This is a genomic window from Pantoea sp. X-Soil-ISGK-275 (genome assembly GCF_059730795.1).
Genome location: NZ_AP035976.1, coordinates 3,146,622 through 3,165,148, shown reverse-complemented (window position 1 = coordinate 3,165,148; position 18,527 = coordinate 3,146,622). Strand labels below are relative to the sequence as shown.

14 protein-coding genes are annotated in these 18,527 nt (G+C 55.4%); 11 read left to right on the top strand and 3 right to left on the bottom strand.

All coding sequences use genetic code 11. The annotated features are described in order from the left end of the window. Positions 1–28: 28 nt before the first annotated feature. From purL to glnB, 5 genes are all read left to right on the top strand, one after another. Complete coding sequence (gene purL, locus AC6I8A_RS14730) at positions 29–3,919, top strand: phosphoribosylformylglycinamidine synthase (protein ID WP_497818709.1); 3,891 nt, start codon at positions 29–31, stop codon at positions 3,917–3,919. 614 nt (positions 3,920–4,533) lie between these two features. Next, the gene (locus tag AC6I8A_RS14725) at positions 4,534–5,961 is read left to right on the top strand and encodes a sensor histidine kinase (protein ID WP_497818708.1); all 1,428 of its coding nucleotides are present in this window, start codon (positions 4,534–4,536) and stop codon (positions 5,959–5,961) included. A gap of 3 nt (positions 5,962–5,964) precedes the next feature. Continuing rightward, positions 5,965–6,636, top strand: a complete 672-nt coding sequence (qseG, locus tag AC6I8A_RS14720; protein WP_497818707.1) for a two-component system QseEF-associated lipoprotein QseG — start codon at positions 5,965–5,967, stop codon at positions 6,634–6,636. A gap of 2 nt (positions 6,637–6,638) precedes the next feature. Continuing rightward, the gene (gene glrR, locus AC6I8A_RS14715) at positions 6,639–7,970 is read left to right on the top strand and encodes a two-component system response regulator GlrR (protein ID WP_497818706.1); all 1,332 of its coding nucleotides are present in this window, start codon (positions 6,639–6,641) and stop codon (positions 7,968–7,970) included. Between the two features lie 75 nt (positions 7,971–8,045). Further along, positions 8,046–8,384, top strand: coding sequence for a nitrogen regulatory protein P-II (gene glnB, locus AC6I8A_RS14710; RefSeq protein WP_007886217.1), 339 nt, complete (start codon positions 8,046–8,048; stop codon positions 8,382–8,384). Between the two features lie 48 nt (positions 8,385–8,432). On the opposite strand, the gene hmpA is transcribed toward glnB, so the two are convergent. Continuing rightward, positions 8,433–9,638 carry an NO-inducible flavohemoprotein gene (hmpA, locus tag AC6I8A_RS14705; RefSeq protein WP_497818958.1) on the bottom strand — a complete coding sequence of 402 codons (1,206 nt, stop codon included), beginning with the start codon at positions 9,636–9,638 and terminating at the stop codon, positions 8,433–8,435. A 318-nt stretch (positions 9,639–9,956) separates the two neighbouring features. Here hmpA and glyA point away from each other — a divergent pair, with 318 nt between their 5' ends. Together glyA and AC6I8A_RS14695 are read left to right on the top strand one after the other, a co-directional pair. After that, positions 9,957–11,210 (top strand): serine hydroxymethyltransferase, encoded by a 1,254-nt coding sequence (glyA, locus tag AC6I8A_RS14700; protein ID WP_176971039.1) that lies wholly within the window; start codon positions 9,957–9,959, stop codon positions 11,208–11,210. 129 nt (positions 11,211–11,339) lie between these two features. Further along, positions 11,340–12,479 carry a 3-phenylpropionate MFS transporter gene (locus AC6I8A_RS14695; protein WP_497818705.1) on the top strand — a complete coding sequence of 380 codons (1,140 nt, stop codon included), beginning with the start codon at positions 11,340–11,342 and terminating at the stop codon, positions 12,477–12,479. Here the strand turns inward: AC6I8A_RS14695 and csiE are convergent. Further along, positions 12,476–13,744 carry a stationary phase inducible protein CsiE gene (gene csiE / locus AC6I8A_RS14690; protein WP_008101480.1) on the bottom strand — a complete coding sequence of 423 codons (1,269 nt, stop codon included), beginning with the start codon at positions 13,742–13,744 and terminating at the stop codon, positions 12,476–12,478. The genes AC6I8A_RS14695 and csiE overlap by 4 nt on opposite strands. Before the next feature lie 155 nt (positions 13,745–13,899). Here csiE and AC6I8A_RS14685 point away from each other — a divergent pair, with 155 nt between their 5' ends. The 3 genes from AC6I8A_RS14685 (at position 13,900) to AC6I8A_RS14675 (ending at position 16,701) form a co-directional block, all read left to right on the top strand. Next, the gene (locus AC6I8A_RS14685; RefSeq protein WP_061717983.1) at positions 13,900–14,526 is read left to right on the top strand and encodes a DUF1007 family protein; all 627 of its coding nucleotides are present in this window, start codon (positions 13,900–13,902) and stop codon (positions 14,524–14,526) included. Next, the gene (locus AC6I8A_RS14680) at positions 14,517–15,497 is read left to right on the top strand and encodes a nickel/cobalt transporter (protein WP_256697126.1); all 981 of its coding nucleotides are present in this window, start codon (positions 14,517–14,519) and stop codon (positions 15,495–15,497) included. Before AC6I8A_RS14685 ends, AC6I8A_RS14680 begins: the two co-directional genes overlap by 10 nt. A 190-nt stretch (positions 15,498–15,687) precedes the next feature. Continuing rightward, positions 15,688–16,701, top strand: coding sequence for an MFS transporter (locus tag AC6I8A_RS14675; RefSeq protein WP_256697125.1), 1,014 nt, complete (start codon positions 15,688–15,690; stop codon positions 16,699–16,701). Between the two features lie 37 nt (positions 16,702–16,738). Here the strand turns inward: AC6I8A_RS14675 and suhB are convergent, their stop codons facing one another. Beyond that, positions 16,739–17,542, bottom strand: coding sequence for an inositol-1-monophosphatase (suhB, locus tag AC6I8A_RS14670; RefSeq protein ID WP_008108283.1), 804 nt, complete (start codon positions 17,540–17,542; stop codon positions 16,739–16,741). A gap of 121 nt (positions 17,543–17,663) precedes the next feature. On the opposite strand from suhB, the gene trmJ reads away from it, so the two are divergent. After that, on the top strand, positions 17,664–18,407 hold the full coding sequence (trmJ, locus tag AC6I8A_RS14665; RefSeq protein WP_008108285.1) for a tRNA (cytosine(32)/uridine(32)-2'-O)-methyltransferase TrmJ: 744 nt from the start codon (positions 17,664–17,666) through the stop codon (positions 18,405–18,407). Positions 18,408–18,527: the final 120 nt, after the last annotated feature.

Genomic DNA, 18,527 nt, shown 5'->3' with positions numbered 1-18,527 from the left:
CCGGCACTTCAAAGACGAGAGATCTTTAATGATGGAAATTCTGCGTGGTTCGCCCGCTCTGTCGGCATTTCGTGTAAACAAACTGCTGACCCGCTTTCAGGACGCTCACCTTCCGGTGAGTGATATTTACGCCGAGTACGTCCATTTTGCCGATGTTAGTGCAGCGCTCAGCGCGGATGAGCAAGCCCGCCTGCAACGCCTGCTGAAATACGGTCCTTCTCTCGCCGAACACGCGCCACAAGGGCGTCTGTTGCTGGTAACGCCGCGTCCCGGCACTATCTCGCCATGGTCATCGAAAGCCACTGACATCGCTCACAACTGCGATTTGCCACAGGTATTGCGTCTCGAGCGCGGTATGGCCTTCTATGTGCAGGCGCCTGAGCTGACGGAAGCACAGTGGCAGCAACTGGCTAGCCTGCTGCATGACCGCATGATGGAAACGGTGTTCGCTGACCTCAACGATGCGCAGCAGCTGTTTGCTCACCATCAGCCGCAGCCGCTGAAGAGCGTTGACGTGTTGGGCGCCGGTCGCAGCGCGCTGGAGCAGGCCAACACCACGCTGGGCCTGGCGCTGGCCGATGATGAGATCGATTACCTGCTTGATGCCTTTACTAAGCTGGGCCGCAATCCGAACGACATCGAGCTCTACATGTTTGCGCAGGCAAACTCTGAGCACTGTCGTCACAAGATTTTCAACGCCGACTGGATTATCGACGGCGAAAAGCAGCCGAAGTCGCTGTTTAAAATGATCAAAAACACCTTCGAACATAATCCTGAGCACGTGCTGTCTGCCTATAAAGACAACGCTGCGGTAATGGAAGGTTCCGAGGTTGGCCGCTTCTACGCCGATGCGCAGAAGGGCGAATACGAATTCCATCAGGAAGACGCGCATATCCTGATGAAGGTTGAAACCCATAACCACCCAACCGCCATTTCACCGTGGCCGGGTGCCGCGACCGGTTCCGGTGGCGAGATTCGTGACGAAGGCGCAACCGGACGTGGCGCCAAGCCAAAAGCCGGTCTGGTCGGTTTCTCGGTATCGAACCTGCGTATTCCAGGCTTTGAACAGCCGTGGGAAGAGGATTTCGGTAAGCCGGATCGCATTGTCACCGCGCTGGATATCATGACCGAAGGCCCATTGGGCGGCGCGGCGTTCAACAACGAATTTGGTCGTCCTGCCCTGAACGGCTACTTCCGTACCTATGAAGAGCGCGTCAACAGCCACAATGGCGTGGAGCTGCGCGGCTACCATAAGCCAATCATGCTGGCGGGCGGCATCGGTAACATCCGTGCCGATCACGTGCAGAAAGGCGAAATCGTGGTGGGCGCCAAACTGATCGTGCTGGGTGGACCGGCGATGAACATCGGTTTGGGCGGCGGCGCGGCATCTTCGATGGCATCTGGCCAATCGGATGCCGATCTCGACTTTGCGTCAGTACAGCGCGACAACCCAGAAATGGAACGTCGCTGCCAGGAAGTGATCGACCGCTGCTGGCAGCTGGGCGAAGCCAACCCGATTCTGTTTATCCACGACGTCGGCGCGGGCGGACTTTCGAATGCGATGCCAGAACTGGTGAGCGACGGTAATCGTGGCGGTAACTTCAACCTGCGCGACATCCTCAGCGATGAGCCAGGCATGAGCCCGCTGGAAGTGTGGTGTAACGAGTCGCAGGAACGTTATGTGCTGGCGGTTGCCCCTGCACAACTGGCGCTGTTTGACGAGCTGTGTAAGCGTGAACGCGCACCTTATGCCGTTATCGGTGAAGCCACCGAAGAGCTGCATCTGAACCTCGCCGACAGCCATTTCGACAACAAGCCAATCGACATGCCGCTTGACGTGCTGCTGGGCAAAACGCCGAAGATGACGCGTGATGTTGCCAGCCAGCAGGCTAAAGGTGATGCGCTGCAGCGTGACGGCATTAGCGTGGCGGATGCGGTAAATCGCGTGCTGCACTTGCCGACCGTGGCAGAAAAAACCTTCCTGATCACCATTGGTGACCGCAGCGTAACCGGCATGGTCGCGCGCGATCAGATGGTAGGTCCGTGGCAGATTCCGGTTGCGAACTGCGCCGTCACCACCGCCAGCCTCGATAGCTATCACGGTGAAGCCTTCTCCCTCGGCGAGCGCGCGCCAGTGGCGTTGCTCGACTTCGCCGCTTCAGGTCGTCTGGCCGTCGGTGAAGCGCTGACTAACATCGCAGCAACCTCAATTGGTTCGCTGCAACGCGTTAAGCTGTCCGCGAACTGGATGGCCGCCGCCGGTCATCCGGGCGAAGATGCCGGCTTGTACGCTGCGGTGAAAGCAGTTGGCGAAGAGCTGTGTCCCGCGCTGGGCATCACCATTCCGGTGGGCAAAGACTCGATGTCGATGAAAACCCGCTGGCAGAATGGTGCCGAGCAGCGCGAAATGACCTCGCCGCTGTCGCTGGTGATCACCGCTTTTGCTCGCGTTGAAGATGTGCGTCGCACCGTGACGCCACAGCTGCAAGCGGATCAAGACAACCTGCTATTGCTGGTGGATCTCGGCAACGGCGCGAACACGCTTGGCGCGACCGCGCTGTCGCAGGTTTATCGTCAGCTGGGTGACAAGCCTGCCGACGTGCGTGACGCCACGCAGCTGGCGGGCTTCTTCAACGCCATTCAGGCGCTGGTGGCTGAGCAGAAACTGCTGGCTTACCACGACCGTTCTGACGGCGGCCTGCTGGTTACGCTGGCGGAGATGGCCTTCACCGGCCACTGCGGTATCGAAGCCGATATCGCCGCGCTGGGCAGCGATGCGTTAGCCGCCTTGTTCACCGAAGAGCTCGGCGCAGTGTTGCAGATCAATGCAGCGGATCGTGCAGCAGTCGAGAAGGTGTTTGCTGACCACGGCCTGAGCGCTAACCTGCATGTGATTGGTAAAGCGTTGCCGGGCGATCGCTTCGTGATCCGTTCTGGCGACAGCGCGGTGTACAGCGAAAGCCGTACCACGTTGCGTACCTGGTGGGCAGAAACCACCTGGCAGATGCAGCGTCTGCGTGATAACCCAGCCTGTGCCGATCAGGAGCATGCAGCGAAAAAAGACGATAACGACCCAGGTCTGAACGTTCATCTGACCTTCAAGCCAGAAGAAGATGTTGCGGCACCGATGATTGCGACGGGCGCACGTCCGCGTGTGGCAGTGCTGCGTGAGCAGGGCGTTAACTCACACGTGGAAATGGCTGCCGCCTTCCATCGTGCAGGCTTTACTGCGGTTGATGTGCACATGAGCGATCTGCTGGCTGGTCGTCGCGGTCTGGAAGAGTTCCAGGCGCTGGTCGCCTGCGGCGGCTTCTCGTACGGTGATGTGCTGGGCGCGGGCGAAGGCTGGGCGAAATCCATTCTGTTCAATGGCCGCGTGCGTGATGAGTTCGAGAACTTCTTCCATCGTCCACAAACGCTGGCACTCGGCGTGTGTAACGGTTGCCAGATGATGTCGAACCTGCGTGAACTGATTCCAGGCAGCGAGCTGTGGCCACGCTTTGTGCGCAACCAGTCCGAGCGTTTTGAAGCGCGTTTCAGCCTGGTTGAAGTGGCGGCGAGTCCATCGCTGCTGCTGGATGGCATGGTCGGATCGCATATGCCAATCGCGGTATCGCACGGTGAAGGTTTTGTCGAAGTGCGTGACGGCGCGCATCTGGCACAGCTGGAGAGCAAAGGTTTAGTGGCGCTGCGCTTCGTCGATAACTTCGGCAAAGTGACAGAAAGCTATCCGGCCAACCCGAACGGCTCACCAAACGGCATCACTGCGGTAACCAACGAAAGCGGTCGCGTCACTATTATGATGCCGCACCCAGAGCGTGTGTTCCGTACCGTGAGCAACTCCTGGCATCCGGCAGAGTGGGGCGAAGACAGCCCGTGGATGCGTATCTTCCGCAACGCGCGTAAGCAGTTGGGATAAGCAAAACAAAGGCCGCTAAACAGCGGCCTTTTTTATTGAACTGCGCGTTTTGTAGGGTCGCCATTCATGGCGACCTTGCTGAAATCCGCATGATTCTGAGACTGTCGGAAAACAACGACAATCCCGCCTTTATGTTGTCGCCAAAAGGTGACACTTAACTTATTGATTTATATAGCGAGTAAATTGGCGTACTAAACCCGTTGCTAATTAGCGACACTTTTCACTGACCGTCCGGTCCGCTTTTCGCCCGGAACCCGCTTCCTGTCTGGTATTTCTCTGATAATAAATGCTATTTATTTATTGGCACGATACTTGCTATACTCCTTGCGTGGCTCATTCACCTGTTTATGATTGCCCCGCTTTAGCGGCTGAGCTCATAAAAACCGAATGACGCACCAAACGGAGCCTGTCGTCCACCTCACCGATAATCGTTTGCTTTGCAACGTTATCAAACATCGGACGCAACGTTGAGTTAGGCTCCACCTAATTTGCAAGCGATGCTGCGGCGTCGCTCCCACGGCAGGCCAAAAGGCCTGCCGTTTTCATATCTGGCCTTTCTTCCCTTTTGATACTTCGCTAGCATGCCTGCAGCTCACATTTAAGGAAGCGCGGTTGTGATGAAATGGCGTCTGTTTCCCCGATCCCTGCGGCAGTTGGTGTTAATGGCTTTCCTGCTGGTTCTGCTACCGTTGCTGGTGCTGGCGTGGCAAGCGTGGGAAAGTCTTTCGGCGTTAAGCAACCAGGCGGCGGATACCAACCGCAACACCTTTACCGATGTGCGTCGCAGTGAAGCGATGGCGCGAACCGCGCTGGAGCTGGAGCGCAGCTATCGTCAATATTGCGTGCTCGGCGATGTGTCGCTGGCGAAGCTGTATCAAACGCAATGGACGCGCTACGGCCAAATGCTCAGCAGCCACGCCGCCAGTTTACCCGATCTGCCCTCTTTTGAAGTGCTGCAAACCACCTTGCCGCAGCTGCAGCAGTTGCAATGCGACAACGGCAATCCTGAGGCACAAGCCGCCAGCGCGTTGGAGCGCTTTTCAGATAACAATACGCAAATGGTGCAGGCAACGCGCGAAGTGGTGTTTTCGCGCGGTTTACAGCTGCAGCGTGAAATCGCCGATCGCGGTCAGTTTTTTGGCTGGCAGGCGCTGATATTGTTCCTGATAAGCCTGGTGTTGGTCTTGCTGTTTACGGGAATGATCATCGGTCCGGTGAAACGGGTCGAACGTATGATCAATCGCCTGGGCGAAGGTAAAGCGCTGGGCGATAGCGGTAGCTTCCGGGGGCCGCGTGAGATCCGTTCGCTGGGGCAGCGCATCGTCTGGCTGAGTGAGCGTTTAAGCTGGCTGGAAGAGCAGCGCCACGAATTTTTGCGTCATCTGTCGCACGAGCTGAAAACGCCGCTCGCCAGCCTGCGTGAAGGCACTGAACTGCTGGCCGATCAGGTCGCTGGTCCCCTGAATGCCGAGCAGCAGGAAGTGGTGGCAATCCTCGATACCAGCAGCCGCCATTTACAGCGGCTAATCGAGCAGTTACTCGATTACAACCGCAAACTGGCCGATGGCCCAATGGCGCTGAAGCCCGTGGCGCTAAATGAAATCATTGATTCGGTGGTAAAAGTGCACTCGTTGCCCGCCAATGCGCGTGAAATGACCACACATGTTGATCTGCAAGTGCATCACTGTCTGGCGGAAGCGACGCTGCTGCAGCGAGTGATTGATAACCTCTATTCGAACGCCGTGAACTACGGCAGCGAATCCGGTAACATCTGGCTGCAGAGCCAGCAGAAGGGCAACCAGGTGTGGATTGAGGTAGCAAACACCGGCACACCGATTCCGGCTGAAGAGCAGGCGATGATTTTTGAGCCCTTTTATCAGGGCAGCCAACAGCGCAAAGGGCCGGTTAAAGGCAGCGGGCTGGGTTTGAGCATCGCCAAAGATTGTCTGCGCAGGATGCACGGCGATCTGCAGTTGGTAACACGCAAGGATGCGGATGTCTGTTTTCGTATCATTCTGACGACCAGCGCCGGGAATGCCTGATTAATGAAATTAACCCTATTCAAACTTGTGGCCAGTGCCGTGCTGGTTTTGGGCCTCAGCGCCTGCCAGGCACCGTCACAAGATCGTACGCAGCATAATGGCGTCAGCGTGCCAGAACCGGACGTGCGCTTGCCGGATTATCTGGCGACCGATTGCCAAAACGTCTGGCAAATCGAAACGCCAACCGCTTCAGGCAATCCGCTCTATTGGCAGCGCGCCATGGATTGCGCCGAGCGCTTATCGCCAGCCGAAGCGCGGGCTGAAGCACGTCGTTGGCCGGTGCAAGGCTGGGCGCGCGCCTTCAAGCAGGGCATCTTACTCGCTAACGGTAATGTCACGCCGGTTGAGCGCCGTGATTTTGTCACCACTTTAGACGGTTACAGCGCGGCGTATCCGGCGTCGGTGCGTCCGCTGCTCCAGCTGTGGCGTAGCAATCAGGCGGCTCAACTGGAGCTGAGTGAAGCGCGTGGACGCTACGCCGCTTTGCAGCAGAGTAATGACGCCGAGATGGATAACCTGCGCCAGCAGCAAACCAAAATGCGTCAGTCGCTGGCCGATACCCAACGCAAGTTAGAGCGTTTAACCGATATCGAACGCCAGCTGTCGTCGCGCAAAGCGCCCGACAGCAGCGACACATCGCACGGCGGCAGCGATGTGCAAAGTGAGGATCAGTAACCATGAAACAAGCCGCACGTTTATTGCTGGTGGATGACGATCCGGGCTTATTGAAACTGCTTGGCATGCGCCTAAGCAGTGAAGGCTATCAGGTCGCGACGGCCGCCAGCGGGCCAGAAGCCCTGCGCCATCTGCAAAAAGAGAAGGTCGATCTGGTGATCAGCGACCTGCGCATGGACGAAATGGATGGTCTGGCGCTGTTCGGCGAAGTGCAGAAACGTCATGCGGGCTTGCCGGTGATCATTCTCACCGCGCACGGATCGATCCCGGAAGCGGTATCCGCCACGCAACAAGGCGTGTTCAGTTTTCTGACCAAACCGGTTGATCGTGACGCCTTGTACAAAGCGATAGATGAAGCGCTGGCCCAGCGCGCGCCGATCAGCGATGACGGCTGGCGTGAAACGATTGTGACGCGCAATCCGCAGATGCTGCGTTTGCTGGACCAGTCGCACATGGTGGCGCAATCTGACGTCAGCGTGTTGATCAATGGGCAAAGTGGCACCGGTAAAGAGGTACTGGCGCAGGCAATTCATGCCGCCAGCCCGCGCGCCACTAAGCCGTTCATCGCCATCAACTGCGGTGCGCTGCCGGAACAGCTTTTAGAGTCCGAGCTGTTTGGCCACGCTAAAGGCGCCTTTACCGGCGCGGTTAGCGCACGTGAAGGTCTGTTCCAGGCGGCCGAGGGCGGCACGCTGTTTCTTGATGAGATTGGCGACATGCCGCAGGCGCTGCAGGTGAAACTGCTGCGTGTGCTGCAGGAGCGCAAAGTGCGTCCGTTAGGCAGCAACCGCGATTTGGATATCAACGTGCGGATTATTTCCGCGACGCACCGCGACTTGCCCAAAGCAATGGAGAAGAAGAGTTTCCGCGAAGATCTCTACTATCGTCTAAACGTGGTGAATCTAAAGATCCCGGCGCTGCACGAGCGTGCTGAAGATATCCCGCTGCTGGCAAATCATCTGCTGCGCCAGTCGGCCGATCGCCATAAACCTTTTGTGCGCAGCTTCTCGGTGGATGCGATGAAGCGGCTGGTCAGCGCCGCATGGCCGGGCAATGTGCGCCAACTGGTCAACGTGATTGAGCAGTGCGTCGCCTTGAGTACCGCGCCGGTGATCGGTGATGCTTTGGTTGAACAGGCGCTGGCGGGCGAAAATACCGCGTTGCCCACTTTCGTCGAAGCGCGTAATCAGTTTGAGCTCAACTATTTGCGTAAATTGCTACAGATGACCAAAGGAAATGTCACCAACGCTGCGCGTCTGGCTGGACGTAACCGCACTGAATTCTATAAGCTGCTGTCGCGCCATGAATTGGACGCCAGCGAATTTAAAGAGTAGCTTGCTGCGGCGGCGGCAGGAACACGTATACTATATTTATCCGTCCATCATGGAGGGAGTTAAAAAGGATCTGTCATGAAAAAGATCGATGCAATTATCAAACCATTCAAACTCGATGATGTACGTGAAGCGTTAGCTGAAGTGGGCATCACCGGGATGACGGTCAGTGAAGTGAAAGGCTTTGGTCGTCAGAAAGGTCACACTGAGCTGTATCGCGGCGCTGAGTACATGGTTGATTTTCTGCCAAAAGTGAAAATCGAAATGGTGGTGGGTGACGATATCGTCGATACCTGCGTAGAAACCATTATGAAAACCGCGCAGACCGGCAAAATCGGTGACGGCAAAATCTTTGTCTTTGACGTGGCGCGCGTGGTGCGTATCCGTACCGGTGAAGAGGACGAAGAGGCGATCTAAGCCCCTTCGCGCATTGCCTGAAAAACCTGCCTTGTGCAGGTTTTTGTTTTACAGCACCTTGTGCGGGCCGAACACTTCGTAGTGGATGCGATCGGCATTAATGCCGGCGTCAACCAGTTGACGCGCGACAAACTGCATAAACGGCAGTGGACCACAGATCCAGAACTGACGATCGGCCTGGTTGAGCGCGGCGGATACGCTTGCTAAATCCACCAAGCCTTGCGCGTCGTAACGTCCGGCGTCTGCACCTTCCGGCTGACGATACCAAACGTGGCTGGTGAAGATTGGCAGGCGTGCGCCAAGGGATTTCACCTCTTCGGCAAATGCATGCTGCGAACCGGCTTCTGCGGCGTGCAGCCAGTTAACCGCCGCCGGATGTTGCTGCTGCGCCAGGTTAGCCAGCATCGCCAGCATGGGGGTTTGACCGACGCCAGCCGAGATCAGCGTAATCGGCGTAGCGGCTTCAGCCTGCAGGAAGAAATCACCGGCTGGCGCAGCGCACTGCACGATATCGCCCACCTGCGCGTTATCGTGCAGCCAGCCCGACACGCTGCCCAGCGCTTCGCGTTTAACCGCGATGCGATAAAACTGCCCATTGGGCTGGTGCGTCAGCGAATACTGGCGATGCTGGATATTTTCAAAACCTGCCGGTTGTAAGCTGATCGCCAGATATTGACCGGGCAGGAAGGTTGCTACTGGCTGACCGTCGTTTGGCACCAGTTCAAAACTCTTGATCACCGCACTTTCCTGATTGATGGCGCGAATACGGAAATCACGCGCACCGCGCCAGCCGCCGGTTTTCTCTTCGGAGGCCGAATAGATGGCTTCTTCACGCTGGATAAACACATCGGCCAGCACACCATACGCTTTGCCCCACGCGGTCAACACCTCTTCACCCGGATGCAGCAGCTCATCAATCGTCGCCAGCAGATTTTCACCGACAATCGCGTACTGCTCAGGCTGAATGTTCAGGCTGGCATGCTTCTGCGCAATTTTCTCCACTGCCGGCAACAGCACGGCCAAATTTTCCAGATTGCTGCCATACGCCACAATGGCGTTGAACAATGCTTCCCGCTGATTGCCGCTGCGCTGATTGTTCATGTTGAACACGTTTTTCAGTTCAGGATGTTGCGTCAGTAAACGCTGGTAGAAATGGCCGGTAAGTTGCGGACCGATCTGGGCAATGGCGGGCAAGGTCGATTTGATGGTGGCGATGGTTTGCGCGTCGAGCATGGTGAAATCCTCAAGGTGAATTTAAACATGTATTTTAAATGCATCTTATGAGTAATCGCAGCGCCTGTAAATCCCCTGTTGTGATTAAGGATTAAGCAAAAGAGGTGCGAGCTGGCCCGCAAAGCTGAAATTCTTTCGCGATGAAAGTGAGCAAATTTCGTGATTTTCCGGTTTGCAAAAAAGCGTAAAAAACCCGTTCCAGCGCCATGCCAATCGTTTGCGCAAAAAGAGGGGATTGACGCTACCGTCACCTGTCAAAACCGTTTACACTGTTCGCCTTCGCCCCCTAGCCGGGGCCTAAACTGCCGTTAAAAAGTTAGCTGAGTCAGGAGAGTCCGGATGTTAAAGCGTGATATGAACATTGCCGATTATGATGCCGCGTTGTGGCAGGCTATGGAGCAAGAGAAAGTGCGTCAGGAAGAGCACATTGAACTGATTGCTTCTGAAAACTACACCAGCCCACGCGTAATGCAGGCCCAAGGTTCACAGCTCACCAACAAATATGCCGAAGGCTATCCGGGCAAACGTTATTACGGCGGATGTGAATACGTCGATATCGTTGAGCAGCTGGCGATCGATCGCGCTAAAGAGCTGTTCGGCGCAGATTTCGCTAACGTGCAGCCGCACTCAGGTTCTCAGGCCAACTTCGCGGTTTACACCGCGCTGCTACAGCCGGGCGACACCATTCTGGGTATGAACCTGGCGCACGGTGGTCACCTGACGCACGGTTCTCCGGTGAACCTGTCTGGTAAGCTGTACAACGTTATCCCTTACGGCATCGATGAAACCGGCAAAATCAACTACGAAGAGCTGGCTGAACTGGCGCAAACCCACAAGCCAAAAATGATCGTCGGCGGCTTCTCTGCTTATTCTGGCGTGTGCGACTGGGCCAAAATGCGTGAAATCGCAGACAGCGTCGGCGCGTACCTGTTCGTTGATATGGCACACGTTGCGGGCCTGATCGCCGCAGACGTTTACCCGAACCCGGTTCCTCATGCACATATCGTGACCTCTACCACCCATAAAACCCTGGCGGGTCCGCGTGGCGGCCTGATCCTGGCGAAAAACGGTGACGAAGATCTGTATAAAAAACTGAACTCCGCAGTGTTCCCGGGCGGTCAGGGCGGTCCTCTGATGCACGTGATCGCTGGTAAAGCAGTGGCGTTCAAAGAAGCGATGGAGCCAGAGTTCAAGACTTACCAGCAGCAGGTGGCTAAGAATGCGAAAGCGATGGTGGAAGTTCTGCTGGAGCGCGGTTACAACATCGTTTCCGGTGGCACACACAACCACTTGTTCCTGATCGATCTGGTCAGCAAAAACCTGACCGGTAAAGAAGCCGATGCCGCTCTGGGCCGTGCCAACATTACCGTGAACAAAAACAGCGTACCTAACGATCCGAAAAGCCCGTTTGTGACCTCTGGCGTGCGTATCGGTACCCCAGCGGTGACGCGTCGTGGCTTCAAAGAAGCTGACGTTCGCGAGCTGGCTGGCTGGATCGCTGACGTGCTGGACAACATCAACGACGAAGCGACCATCGAACGTACCAAACAGAAAGTGCTGGAAATCTGCAGCCGTCTGCCGGTGTACGCGTAAGCTTTACGCTGGTCGATGCAGTTCCAAAAAGGATGGCGCAAGCCATCCTTTTTTTATTGCCGTCGCGGCAGCGCTCTGACAAAGTAGCGGCCACTCGTGCTGCTCAGCAGCATTTTTGCTGGAGGGAATATGGCAATCGGCTCCGCCAAATGGCTCGGTTTGGGCTACTTCACTTACTTCTTCTGTTACGGCATTTACCTACCTTTCTGGAGCGTCTGGCTAAAAGGCACCGGACTCGATGCGGAAAAAATCGGCCTGCTGCTGGGTTGTGGCATGGTGGCGCGTTTTGTCGGCAGTTTGCTGATTGCCTCGCAGGTAAAAAATCCCTCACAGCTGATCACCGCGCTGCGCCTGCTGGCGCTAATGACCTGCCTGTTCGCCATCGGTTATTGGCTGGGGCAACAGTGGATGTGGCTGCTGTTCGTGATGATCGGCTTTAATCTGTTTTTCTCACCACTGGTGCCGTTAAGTGATGCGCTGGCCGCCACCTGGACGCAGCAAATCGGTCTGACTTATGGTCCGGTTCGTTTGTGGGGGTCGCTGGCGTTTGTCATCAGTTCTGCCTTAACCGGTATGCTAGTTACTGCGTTCTCGTCTCAGGCGATTCTGGTGCTGCTGTCACTGGGCGCGATCAGCATGTTGGGTGGGATGATGTTAACGCCTGCGACGAAGCCGCAGGGCAGTGAACGTCAGACATCCACCGATGGTGGCTGGCAGGCATGGCGTGATTTGCTGCGCGAAAATGCGGTGTGGCGCTTTATGTTATGCGTGACATTGTTGCAGGGCGCACATGCGGCTTACTACAGCTTCAGCGCGATTTGGTGGCAGGAGAGCGGTTATGCCGCATCGATTATCGGCTATTTATGGTCGCTGGGCGTGGTGGCTGAAATCATAATTTTTGCCCTTAGCAGCCGACTGTTCCGCCGCTGGAGTGCGCGCGATCTGCTGTTGTTATCGGGCGTGTGCGCTATTATCCGCTGGACAATGCTGGGCTCCAGCACCGCCTTGCCGTTGCTGATCGTGGCGCAGATTCTGCACTGTGGCAGCTTTACCGTCTGCCATTTAGCGGCGATGCGGTTTATTGCCGCGCGCCAAGGCGCGGAAGTGATTCGTCTGCAATCGCTCTATTCGGCGCTGGCCATGGGTGGCGGTATTGCGGTGATGACCATGATTTGCGGCGTGCTGTTTACGCATCTGCAAGGACATCTGTTCTGGGTGATGGCGTTAGTGGCGCTGCCGGCGCTGTTCCTGCGTCCGCGCGCCGCTTAGCTCTCCAGCAACTGGCGAATGCGCTGCTGCTGATGACTACTCAGCGGCAGCTCCGCCTGGATCAGCGGCGGTGAAAACAGCGGTAACGAAATGGCGTACGGCGTAATCACCAGCGCGATATCGCGCGGCGCGCCTTCACGCTGAAAGTGCACGACGTCCTGATAACTGATGTTAATCGGTAGCAGCGTCATTTCCCGCAGCTGCTGCTCCAGCAACTGCTCCAGCGCCGCATCCGCGCCCGTCAGCAGCAGCACCTGCTTTTCCTGCAATGCGCTCTCCTGCATCAGCCAGGCACCAAATAGCACCGCCACCAGACTCACCTCTTCAGCACTAAAGCGCGTGGCAAAATTACGGCTGAAATGCTCAAGTGCGCGTTCCGTGGTGCGCAGCAGGCGCGGATAAAGTCGTGCGACATCCAACGCCACGCTGTTATCAATGCCGATGGCGAAATGACTGCGATCCAGCGCCTGCGCCAGATGCGTAAAGAGTTGCTGAGTAAGTTCGGATCGATTTTTGAAGGTGGTTTGTGCCAGTTGCTCAAAGCGCGTAATCAGCGCTTCCACTGACTGCATCAGCTTTACCGCTTGTGGATGTTCCAGTTGCGTAGCGGTTGGCGCGTGAATCAAGCTAAACAACAACGTCCAGAAGTCGGTTTCGCTCACATCCGGCGCTATGTGGCAGCGTTTCTGCCAGTGATGAATCACGTCGTCGGCGGCAGCACGTTCGGCTTTTTCCGCCAGCCATGCGCGTTGCCCGTCATTGAACAGCGCGTTTTGTCGCTGACACAGCGAATACTTCATGAAGATTTGCAGAAACAGGCGGTCGCGTGCGCTGAAGTCGCGCGCCAGACGCAGGCTGCAGTGTTGGATTAGCGCCTGCAGGTTGGTTTCATCCCACAGCGCTTTCTCGATTTTCAGTACTTTCAGGCGCTGACGCAGCACCGGGGCAAAATGCTCGCAGACAAAATCCTGCGACAAACGCAGCGCGCGTCGCAGCCAGTGGATCAGGCACAGCCGCCTGTCCAGTTCCGTCCCATGAATGCGGAAGCTGCCATCGACCATCTGGTGTAGCTCCAGTTGATGGTAACGCTGTATCTCCTCTCCCACATCCGCGATATCCTGTCGGGCGACAACAGGCGCCACGCCATTTAACTGGCAGAGCTTTTCAAGCGTCAACGCGGGAGCGGGCAGAAATAGCAGCAGTAACAGATGACAACGACGCTGGGAGCGGCTGAAGAGTGGTGCAGAGGAAGGTGCAGAACTCATCAATGGTTTATCCGCAGGTCACTTTTGAGCTAAGAATAGCTAACTCCACGCGGTAACCTTGCACTTTGTCGTGACTTTTGTTCAGAGCTTTAGGGCGGGTCACAATTTTTCTGGACCACTCTACACTTCACTTTAAAATTGTTACTTTATAACACATGAAAATTGCACTCATTACGTTTACGCTGTTGTTCAGCACCGCAGCCTGGTCACATCCGCACAGCTTTATTGACATGAAAACCGAGTTCATCAGTGACAACCAACATCTCAGCGGCATGAAAATGGTGTGGACCATGGATGAGATTACCTCCGCCGATCTGCTGTACGACGCAGGTAAGGCCAAACCTGGCGATGTGGTATGGAAAAAGCTGGCGGCGCAGGTGATGGCCAATGTGCTCGGTCAGCACTATTTCACTGAAGTGTGGCAGGATAAGAATCGGGTTAAATTCCTCAACCTGCCGAAAGAGTACAACTTATCGCGTAACGGCAACAAAGCGGTGCTGGAGTTCATCGTGCCGTTTGGCGAGCCACAGTTATTAAGTGCGAAGCAGTATCGTATTCAGACCTTTGATCCCAGCTATTTCGTTGATATGTATTACGATAATCCACAGGCATTAACCATGGACGACACCGTTAAATCGCACTGCCAAATCGAACTGCACACGCCGAAACCGGATGACTCGCTGAAGCAATATGCGCTGTCGCTGGATAAAGCCGATGCGCCGCCGGAGGATATGGACCTTGGCCAGCAATTCGCCCAAACGGTAACGCTGACATGTCACTGATTTCGCTGCCTTCCCGCTCACGTCGTTTATGGCCGCTGTGGCTGATGACGGCGTTATTACTGCTAGCGGGCGTGCTGCTGTGGCAGCACTGGTCGCAGATTTTGCTGCAAAGCGTGCTGTGGCAAAAAGTCCTGAATCGCGAGATGACGCAGCTGTTGCAGCAGGTCGCTGAACAACCGCAGCAGGCGGGTGTGACGCTGATGCTGTTCAGCCTTGTGTATGGCGTGTTGCATGCGCTGGGGCCGGGACACGGCAAAGTGGTGATCACCACCTTCCTCGCCACTCATCCGGCAAAGTTGAAAACCAGCATGAAACTGACGCTATTGGCGGCATTGCTGCAAGGCGGCGTGGCGATTGGTTTGGTGACGCTAATGCTGGTGGTGCTGCAAACTTCGTCGCGTCAGATGCATCTCGGCAGTTACTGGCTGGAGAAAGGCAGTTATCTGTTAGTCGTCGCGCTGGGTGTTTGGGTCGGTTGGCGTGCACTACGATCGCTGCGCCAGCAACTGCGCCCTCAGCCAAAGCTGCAGATCCACGCTATTCGTCCTACACATCAGCATGATGAACACTGCGGCTGCGGTCATGCGCATCTGCCCAGCGCCGCGCAAATGGATCAGGCGGTTAGCGCTAAAACGCAGGCGTTGGTGGTGTTTTCCATGGGGCTGCGGCCCTGTTCCGGTGCCATCATGATGCTGCTGTTTGCCAAAGTGATCGGCGTTTATGCGTGGGGCGTTGCCTCTGCCGTGGCGATGGCGGTGGGTACGGCGTTGACGGTTTCGGCGCTCGGCTTGTTAGTGCAGCGTTCCCGTGTGCTGGCGCAACGTTTAGGACAGGCTGGCGGCAGCCATCCTGCGGCCAGGCTGCTGGTTCCGCTGCTCGCCTTATTGGGCAGCGTGCTGTTAATCGTTGCGGGCGTTGCATTATGGCAAAGTGCTTCACCGGGCATTGGCGGCGGAATTCGTCCTTTTTGAAATTAGGATGTTTGGGTAGTGTAAATAACCCACTTCTGCAAGTGTTCCCCCTTCAATAGTTAATTAAATATCTCCTCCTGGTGTGCTGGTGAAAATAGATTTCTCTGTCTAAGATAAATTACACCAGTCAATGCTCTGGTGAATTGAGAAATTATAATATTTCAGAAAAACATTCTGCGAGGAGAAAACGATGCCTGAAACTCGGATTAATAATGGCAGCGTGGATACGGTGCACGAAGTGCATGGCGGCCTACCATTAAAGCGTATTTCCTGGAGCGCAGTATTTGCCGGCGTTATCGCTGCGCTAATCATTCATCTTTTATTGGGGATATTAGGTACCGCGATCGGTGCAACATCCATCGATCCACAACAGGAACAAAATCCGCTGCAGCATCTGGGAACTGGTGCATTAATATGGACGGGCGTGAGTATGCTGATTGCCATGGCCGTCGGTAGCTATGTGGCGGGACGTTTGGCACAGCGCGAAGGGGCGATGCACGGATTATTAATGTTTGGCGTCAGCACCATTTTGACATTATGGCTTGCCATTACCCTTGCGACTGGCGTTATTGGCGGTGCCTTTAATATTTTAGGTGCTGGCGTAAATGCCGTGGGCAATGGAATTTCCGCAGCTGCGCCATCACTGACCAATATGGCAAAAGAGAAGCTGCAGGAAAGTAATATCAATTTAGATGATTTAAAAAACGAATTACAAACCACGCTGCGTCAAACGGGTAAGTCAGAATTACAACCTGAGAATCTGCAAAAGGATGTAAATAACGAAGCCAATAATGCGCAAAATCAAGCGGAACAAACCGCACAAAATCCACAGAATGCTGATAATGATCTGGCTAATTGGTTGAAAGGCGTTATGAATCGTCATTCAGATACATTGCAGGCTGCCGATCGTGATGCGCTGAAAAATATTATTAAAGCGCGTACCGGTAAAAGCGATCAGGAAGTTGAGCAGATTGTGACGCAGACTGAAGAGAGCTACAAAAAAGCCGTACAGCAATATCAGCAATTGAAACAGCAAGCGGAGCAGAAAGCGCGTGAAGTGGCTGAGCAAGCGGCTGCCGCGACGGCGAAAGCAAGCTGGTTCACCTTCTTCATGCTGGTGATTGAAGCGGTACTGGCGGCCTTGATGGGACGCGTAGGACGCAAGACGCAACCGCGTCAGGTATTAAGTCACGAACGTCGGTAATAAAAAAAAGGCGGCTGATTCAGCCGCCTTTTCTCACTTAGCGCTTCAGCGCTTCACTCAATTCTTCACGCATCGATGCCAGCATCGCTTTCACTACGCGTGGGTTACCCGCAACGATGTTACCTGACATCACGTAACCGTGGTTGCCGGTAAAGTCAGTCACCAGGCCGCCCGCTTCACGCACCAGCAGTTCGCCCGCGGCAAAATCCCACGGCTTCAGGCCAATTTCGAAGAAACCATCAACGCGACCCGCAGCGGTGTAAGCCAGATCCAGCGCCGCTGAACCGGTGCGACGGAAATCGGCACACTGAGTAAACAGTTTGCCAACGATGTTGATGTAAGGCGTTGCGTGCTGCTTCAACTTGAACGGGAAGCCGGTAGCCAGAATGGTGCCATCCAGATCGCGAGCCGTGCTGCCGCGCAGGCGATAGCCGTTCAGCTGGGCGCCCTGACCGCGTACGGCGGTGAAGAGTTCGTTACGCATTGGATCGTAAACCACAGCGACTTCGGTGCGGCCTTTAATGCGCACAGCGATAGATACTGAGAAGTGTGGAAGACGCTTGATGAAGTTGGTGGTGCCATCCAGCGGATCGATTACCCATTGAATGTCCTGATCTTCGCCCGCCAGTTCACCGCTTTCTTCGGTGATGATGGTGTGTTTCGGGTACGATTTACGAATTACTTCGATAATCAGACGTTCTGCGTCACGGTCAACATTGGTAACGAAGTCGTTGCTGCCTTTCTGGCTAGCTTCAACTGCGTCCGGGGTTTCATAATTCTTGGCAATTAAATTTCCGGCCTTGCGCGCTGCGCGCACGGCGATGTTGAGCATCGGATGCATCGGTATCTCTCGCTGGATGTTAAAGAACGGGGAAAACGGCGCGGAGTATATCAGTGTGTTCAGCAAATGTCCTCTTTTTATGTTAGGATGCGCGCCATCATTTCCCTGACCGCTTCTAATTATGCTGCAGAATATCCGAATCGTACTGGTAGAAACCTCGCACACGGGCAACATGGGCTCGGTCGCACGCGCGATGAAAACCATGGGCTTAACCAACCTTTATCTGGTCAATCCGCTGGTGAAACCGGATTCACAGGCCATTTCCCTCGCCGCCGGTGCCAGCGATGTCATTGGTAATGCGCGCATTGTCGATACCATGGATGAAGCCATTGCCGGCTGTAGTTTGGTGGTTGGCACCAGCGCACGTTCACGTTCACTGCCGTGGCCAATGTTGGATTCACGTGAGTGCGGCATTAAGAGCGTGGAAGAGGGCCAGCAGGCACCGGTTGCGTTGGTGTTTGGCCGCGAGCGCGTCGGCCTGACCAACGAAGAGTTGCAGAAGTGTCACTATCACGTCGCGATTCAGGCCAATCCGGAATACAGCTCACTGAACCTGGCGATGGCGGTGCAGATCATCGCTTACGAAGTGCGCATGGCCTGGCTGGACGCGCAGGAAAAAGCCGCGCCGACGGAGCAAGCTGTCGAGTCACCGTATCCTCTGGTTGACGATCTCGAGCGCTTCTATCAGCACATCGAGCAGATGATGCTGAACAGCGGCTTTATCCGTGAAGGTACGCCAAGCCAGGTGATGAGCAAGCTGCGTCGTTTATATACGCGTGCGCGTCCGGAACGCGATGAACTGAACATCCTGCGCGGTATGATGGCATCGTTCGAAAAGCGCAAAGGGAATGTGGATAATAGTTGAGTAAAACACTTGGTTAAATAGTTGAGTAAATTACTCGGTTAAATAGTTGACCGTTTTACTCAGGAATGTCAGACTGCATCCAATTCATCAGATAACCCGCCGATAACCGGACGGACGCTT

Bases quoted from the DNA above. Each gene is read 5' to 3' on its own strand.
- AC6I8A_RS14695 (WP_497818705.1), top strand. From the start codon at position 11,340: ATGGCAATCGGCTCCGCCAAATGGCTCGGTTTGGGCTACTTCACTTAC.
- suhB (WP_008108283.1), bottom strand. From the start codon at position 17,542: ATGCATCCGATGCTCAACATCGCCGTGCGCGCAGCGCGCAAGGCCGGA.
- AC6I8A_RS14685 (WP_061717983.1), top strand. From the start codon at position 13,900: ATGAAAATTGCACTCATTACGTTTACGCTGTTGTTCAGCACCGCAGCC.
- glnB (WP_007886217.1), top strand. From the start codon at position 8,046: ATGAAAAAGATCGATGCAATTATCAAACCATTCAAACTCGATGATGTA.
- purL (WP_497818709.1), top strand. From the start codon at position 29: ATGATGGAAATTCTGCGTGGTTCGCCCGCTCTGTCGGCATTTCGTGTA.
- AC6I8A_RS14675 (WP_256697125.1), top strand. From the start codon at position 15,688: ATGCCTGAAACTCGGATTAATAATGGCAGCGTGGATACGGTGCACGAA.
- glyA (WP_176971039.1), top strand. From the start codon at position 9,957: ATGTTAAAGCGTGATATGAACATTGCCGATTATGATGCCGCGTTGTGG.
- trmJ (WP_008108285.1), top strand. From the start codon at position 17,664: ATGCTGCAGAATATCCGAATCGTACTGGTAGAAACCTCGCACACGGGC.
- csiE (WP_008101480.1), bottom strand. From the start codon at position 13,744: ATGAGTTCTGCACCTTCCTCTGCACCACTCTTCAGCCGCTCCCAGCGT.
- AC6I8A_RS14680 (WP_256697126.1), top strand. From the start codon at position 14,517: ATGTCACTGATTTCGCTGCCTTCCCGCTCACGTCGTTTATGGCCGCTG.
- glrR (WP_497818706.1), top strand. From the start codon at position 6,639: ATGAAACAAGCCGCACGTTTATTGCTGGTGGATGACGATCCGGGCTTA.
- qseG (WP_497818707.1), top strand. From the start codon at position 5,965: ATGAAATTAACCCTATTCAAACTTGTGGCCAGTGCCGTGCTGGTTTTG.